Origin of the sequence: Schnuerera sp., from assembly GCF_035459645.1 — a bacterium.
Lineage (GTDB): Bacteria > Bacillota > Clostridia > Tissierellales > Tepidimicrobiaceae > Schnuerera.
Genome location: NZ_DATHXO010000009.1, coordinates 1 through 1,559, shown reverse-complemented (window position 1 = coordinate 1,559; position 1,559 = coordinate 1). Strand labels below are relative to the sequence as shown.

The following is a 1,559-nucleotide window of genomic DNA, read 5'->3' as shown; positions in this document are numbered from 1 at the left end:
ATAACTTCCGTTTACTTCAACTGTATCTTCAGACTTTTTCTTAGCATTATACAAGTGATTAATAACCCAGCATCCTAGAATACTTGTCGGTCTATGTGACGGTGAAATGGAATGGGTTGCCTGCGTGAACTTTTTCCCTTTTCCAATTACTGCCTTTGTAATGATTTCTCTATAGTCTTTATCTAGAAAACTCATAATAACGTTTACCTCCTCTTTTTTCATAGTCATTTTATGCAAGACAAATACCTAAAGTGCATAACGTATCTATGAAATATAAAGAAAAGGAAGTTTTTAAGGAGTACATAAGTGTAATACTGGTAAATTATATTTCACTCCTGTATTATAGTCATCCTCACCAAAAGCTGGAGCAGAATGGACTATTCCAGTACCGTCTTCCGTAGTTACATAATCCCCCAATGTAACGAAGAATGATTTTTTATCTTCCTCTATTTTTATAAATGGAATTAATTGTTCGTATTCTATATACTCTAAATCCTTACCTTTTAATTCTTCCAATACTTCATAATCTTCTACTAATACTTTATCTGCTAAAACTTTACCTACATAATATATTTCATCATTTTGTTTCACCTTTAAATAGACCTCTTCTGGGTTGACAGTAAGACATACATTACTAGGTAAAGTCCAAGGCGTAGTAGTCCAAGCAAGGAAATATTCATCTTTGTCCTTTAGCTTAAATTTAACTACTACAGTTTCTGATTTTATCTCTTCATAACCTTGAGCTACCTCATGAGAAGCTAAACCTGTTCCACAACGAGAACAATAAGGCAATATTTTATGTCCTTCGTAGATTAAACCTTCTTTAAAAAATTTGTCTAGAATCCACCAAACCGATTCTATATAATCGTTTTCTAAAGTTACATATGGATTATCTAGGTCGATTTCATATGCCATTCTGGTAGTCATTTCTCTCCAAAGTTTTTCGTATTGGAATACAGACTCTCTACATTGTTTGTTGAATTTTTCAATTCCATACTCTTCAATTTCATGTTTGTTTTTTAAATTCAATTTTTTCTCTACTTCAATCTCTACAGGTAGACCATGGGTATCCCATCCTGCTTTTCTTTTTACTTGGTAACCCTCCATAGTTTTATACCTACATACTAAGTCTTTCAATGTTCTAGCCATTACATGGTGAATTCCTGGTTTGCCATTGGCTGTTGGAGGTCCTTCGTAGAAAATAAAAGGTTTGTTCTCGTCCCTATTTTCTACAGATTTATGAAGAAGATCAATTTGTTCCCAGTATTTTGAAATTTCTTGTTCCCTCTTGCTTACTGGTTCATTAGATAATTCTCTAAATCTAGTCAATTTTCTCATCCTTTCTAATTAGGGAACAACCTACAAGTTGTTCCCTACGATTATTTTTCGAAATTAAATATAGTTTTAAAAATATACAAAATAAAAGTCCCTAAGTATATACTTAGGGACGAATTTCCGCGGTACCACCCAAATTATAGGATAAAATTTAACTATCCTATCACTCTTTTAATATAACGCTTATAGCGTAATATCCTACTATAACTTCAGATATTATACTC

The 1,559-nt window shown here is 32.4% G+C and carries 1 protein-coding gene and 1 pseudogene; both read right to left on the bottom strand.

All coding sequences use genetic code 11. The features are described from left to right. Positions 1-195, bottom strand: a 195-nt coding sequence (cotE, locus tag VK998_RS00185) for an outer spore coat protein CotE (protein ID WP_325224143.1), incomplete at its 3' end; no start/stop codon positions are given. A gap of 111 nt (positions 196-306) precedes the next feature. Then, positions 307-1,329 (bottom strand): annotated as a pseudogene (locus tag VK998_RS00180) (class I tRNA ligase family protein); the annotation flags it as partial. Positions 1,330-1,559 lie beyond the last annotated feature (230 nt).